The sequence below is a fragment of the Roseisolibacter sp. H3M3-2 genome (assembly GCF_029211165.1).
In the GTDB taxonomy this organism is placed as follows: domain Bacteria; phylum Gemmatimonadota; class Gemmatimonadetes; order Gemmatimonadales; family Gemmatimonadaceae; genus Roseisolibacter.
This window is the reverse complement of record NZ_JARGEK010000651.1, coordinates 1-1,265: the sequence shown is the minus strand read 5'-3', so window position 1 is coordinate 1,265 and position 1,265 is coordinate 1. Positions and strand designations below refer to the sequence as shown.

The 1,265-nt window shown below is 80.4% G+C and carries 1 protein-coding gene and 2 pseudogenes; all 3 read left to right on the top strand.

The window, feature by feature from the left end; all coding sequences use genetic code 11:
* Window positions 1-219: pseudogene (locus PYV61_RS25465) on the top strand (L-seryl-tRNA(Sec) selenium transferase); the annotation flags it as partial.
* 8 nt (window positions 220-227) lie between these two features.
* Window positions 228-812, top strand: a complete 585-nt coding sequence (locus tag PYV61_RS25460) for an HAD family hydrolase (protein ID WP_275836688.1) — start codon at window positions 228-230, stop codon at window positions 810-812.
* A gap of 42 nt (window positions 813-854) precedes the next feature.
* Window positions 855-1,265 (top strand): annotated as a pseudogene (locus tag PYV61_RS25455) (hypothetical protein); the annotation flags it as partial.

Below are 1,265 nucleotides of genomic sequence, written 5' to 3'. Positions count from 1 at the left end.
GGGAGCGTCGGCGGCGGGGCCTTCCCCACCGCGCGCCTGGCGTCGTGGGCGGTCGCGCTGGCCGGCCCCGGCGCCGCGGTCGCGCGCGCGCTGCGCGACGGCGGCACGCCCGTGGTCGGCCGCATCGTGGACGACCGCGTCCTCCTCGACCTGCGCAGCGTCCCGGCGCGCGACGACGCCCGCCTCGCCGACGCCGTCGCCGACGCCCTCACCGACTGACCCCGCCCGTGGCCGACGCCCCACCCCCGCTGCGCCCCGCCGTCTTCCTCGACCGCGACGGCACCCTGATCGACGACGAGCACTACCTGTCGGACCCGGACCGCGTCCGGCTGCGCCCCGGCGTCGCGCGCGCGCTGGTCCGCCTGCGCGAGGCCGGGCTGGCGCTGGTCGTCGTCACCAACCAGTCGGGGATCGCGCGCGGGATGTTCGGCGAGGCCGAGTACGAGGCGGTGCGCGCGCGCCTCGACGCGCTGCTGGCCGCGGGGGGCGCGTCGCTCGACGCCAGCTACCACTGCCCGCACCATCCGGACTTCGGCCCGCCGTGCGCCTGCCGCAAGCCGGGGATCGCGCTCTACCAGCAGGCGGCCAGCGAGCACGCGCTCGACCTCGCGCGATCGGCGTTCGTCGGCGACAAGCTGCGCGACGTCTCGCCGGCGGCGCGCTTCGGCGGGCTCGGCGTCCTCGTCCCGGGCCCCGACACGTCGTTCGCGGACCTCGAGCGCGCGCGCGAGCGGTTCGCCCTCTCGACGACGCTCGACGCCGCGGCCGACCGGGTGATGGCGCGGCTGCGGGCCGCCGGCCCGGGGGCGTGAGCGGGTCCCGGGGGGCGGCCCCCACTCGCTAGGTTGCCGCCCATGCCGGACCGAGCCTCCCGCGCCGCCGCCGGCCGCGTCCCCGTCCTGGGCGCGGCCGCGGGCGTCGCCGCCTTCGTCGCCGCCCTCGTGCTGCGCGCCTCCGCCCCCGAGGCCGCGTGGCCGCACCAGCCCCTGCACTCGGCGATGGAGGCGGCCGGCGAGGTCGCCGCGCTCGCGCTGGCGCTGCTGCTGGAGCTGCGGCGGCGCGTCACCGGGCTGCCGGCGCCGCGCGACGCCTGGCTCGCCGCGGCGTTCGCGACGATGGGCGTGCTCGACGCCGCGCACGCCTGCGCCCACGTCGGACCGGCCTTCTTCTGGTCGCGCGCGCTCCCCACGCTGCTCGGCGGGCTGCTGGCGGCGGTGGCGCTGCGCGCGCGCGGCGTCGCCGGCGTGCGCCTGGCCGGCGCGGAG